Genomic DNA, 1,583 nt, shown 5'->3' on the forward strand with positions numbered 1-1,583 from the left:
CCAGCAGGAGGCGGCTGCCCGGGGCGGCCAGCCCGGCCACCGCCGTGAGCAGCCCGGCCGCCTCGTCCGGGGCGAGGTAGACCAGCAGGCCTTCGGCGAGCCAGACCGAGCGGCGGGCCGGGTCGAAGCCGGCGGCGACCAGCCGCTCGGGCCACCGCGGGTCGACCAGGTCGACGGGCAGGGCGGTGCGCCGGGCCTTCGGCACGGCACCGAGGCCGTCCAGGACCTGCTGCTTGAAGTCCAGCACCGGGCCGAGGTCGAGCTCGAACACCCGGGTGCCGGACGGCCAGTCCAGCCGGTAGGCGCGGGTGTCCAGGCCCGCCGCCAGCACCACCACCTGGTCGGCGCCGGCAGCCGGCAGCCGGTCGTCGTAGAAGCGGGTGCGCAGGATGCCGTGGGCGACGAGGGCCTTGGCGAGGCTGCTGACCGGGCCGGAGAGGGCGGGTTCGAGGCCGGCGGCGTCCACGAAGGCGAGGGCGTACGGGTCGACGAAGAGCGGGTCGGGTCGGGAGCTCTCGTAGGCCCGCACCCGGGCCACGGACAGGGCGGTGCGGGAGACCGGGCTGAGCGGTTCGGAGGTCGTCATGCTCGGCAATCTACATCGGCGCCGATGCATCAGTGAAGATGTATTGGTGGAGATATATCGGTGAAGATGTATTCTTGCGGGCATGGACGGCGTGCAACTCCTCAGACTCGGCAAGCGGCTGACGGAACTCGGCCGCGCGATGATCACCGACCCGGCCGCCGAGCACCTCAGCGCCGGGGAGATCGCCGTGGTCTCCGACGTGTACCGCCACCCCGCCACCTCCGTCCAGGAAATCCGGGTCCGCACCGGCTTCGCCCAGAGCCACGTCTCGGTCTCCGTCGCCCGGCTGCGCGAACGCGGCCTGCTCGACGCCGCCGCCGACCCCGCCGACGGGCGCCGAACCCTGCTGACCGTCTCCGAGTCGGCCCGGCACGCCATCCGCGCCCACGTCGCCCGGCCCGCCGAGCCCGTCATCACCAAGGCCGTCCCCGACCCGGAGAAGGCCCGCAGGGTCACCGAACTGCTGGACGAACTCGCCGGCCTGCTGCTGCCCTGACCCGTCGCCGGGCACACCACCAGCCCCACGCCCCGGCCGAGTTCCACAAGTCGGTCACAAGCTCGCCAGGCCACTCCCCCGCCACCGCCGGCCCCTGCCATCATCCCGACTGAACCCGGGAGGCGCCCGGGCGAGGCCGAGGGAGTGCGATGGACGCGCGGATCAGGGTCGCCGGCGGCGACGGGCTGCGGGAGACGGCGGAGCTCCGGGACCGGCTGCACCGGGAGCGCGAGCTGGCGGGGCCGGCGCTGAGCGACGACGATGAGTGAGCCGCCGACCGACCGCGTTCCGACTCCGCCGACCGACCAGGCGGCCTCCCCGCCACCCCGCCGCCCCCGGCACCACAGCCGGCGGTCCGTCACCCCGGCCGCCCGGATCGTGGCCCAGGCCCTGCTGGTCGTCATCGGCCTGTCCACCGTCGCCCTCGGCTTCTCCTGGTTCGTCGACACCTTCGACGAGGCGCTCGCCTACCGCGGCGCCCCGGTCTGCGGCGCCCCCGCC

2 protein-coding genes and 1 pseudogene are annotated in these 1,583 nt (G+C 74.6%); 2 read left to right on the forward strand and 1 reads right to left on the reverse strand.

The genetic code is table 11. The annotated features are described in order from the left end of the window. Positions 1-586: SAM-dependent methyltransferase (locus tag ACWDCZ_RS41220; RefSeq protein WP_449818704.1), on the reverse strand; the 586-nt coding region annotated here is incomplete at its 3' end. A gap of 82 nt (positions 587-668) precedes the next feature. On the opposite strand from ACWDCZ_RS41220, the gene ACWDCZ_RS41225 reads away from it, so the two are divergent. Together ACWDCZ_RS41225 and ACWDCZ_RS41230 are read left to right on the forward strand one after the other, a co-directional pair. Then, on the forward strand, positions 669-1,082 hold the full coding sequence (locus tag ACWDCZ_RS41225) for a MarR family winged helix-turn-helix transcriptional regulator (RefSeq protein ID WP_449818705.1): 414 nt from the start codon (positions 669-671) through the stop codon (positions 1,080-1,082). Positions 1,083-1,343: 261 nt separating this feature from the next. Further along, a pseudogene (locus tag ACWDCZ_RS41230) lies at positions 1,344-1,583 on the forward strand (hypothetical protein); the annotation flags it as partial.

It is taken from the genome of Kitasatospora sp. NPDC001225, from assembly GCF_053597855.1.

Bases quoted from the DNA above. Each gene is read 5' to 3' on its own strand.
- ACWDCZ_RS41225 (WP_449818705.1), top strand. From the start codon at position 669: ATGGACGGCGTGCAACTCCTCAGACTCGGCAAGCGGCTGACGGAACTC.